1 pseudogene is annotated in these 499 nt (G+C 42.1%); it reads left to right on the top strand.

Annotated elements, in window-relative coordinates:
• Positions 1 to 484: pseudogene (locus A3757_RS05090) on the top strand (translation initiation factor IF-2); the annotation flags it as partial.
• Positions 485 to 499: the final 15 nt, after the last annotated feature.

Here is a 499-nt window from a genome sequence, read left to right as displayed (position 1 = left end):
TACTGATGCTAACCTGGCTTTAACTACCAATGCGGTAATTGTTGGCTTTAACGTTCGTGCTGATGCTTCTGCAAGAAAGATTATTGATGAAGAAGGTCTGGATCTTCGCTACTACAGCGTTATCTACGATATTATTGATCACGTTAAGCAAGCTCTAACTGGCATGCTAGCTCCTGAGTTTAAAGAAGAGATTGTCGGCATCGCTGAAGTTCGTGACACCTTTAAGTCTCCTAAGTTTGGTCAGGTTGCGGGTTGTATGGTGCTTGAAGGTACGATCTACCGTAATAAGAAGATTCGCGTATTGCGTGACGATATCGTGATCTTTGAAGGCGAGTTAGAATCATTGCGTCGCTTTAAGGATGACGTTAATGATGTTCGTTCAGGTACTGAATGTGGTATCGGTGTTAAGAACTATGACGTAAAAGTGGGCGATAAGATTGAGGTCTTCGATAAGATCTCTGTTGAACGTACACTCGATTCGTAATTAGTTTGATTAGCG

Source organism: Oleiphilus sp. HI0117, assembly GCF_001635235.1.
This window is presented reverse-complemented; position numbering and strand designations above follow the sequence as displayed.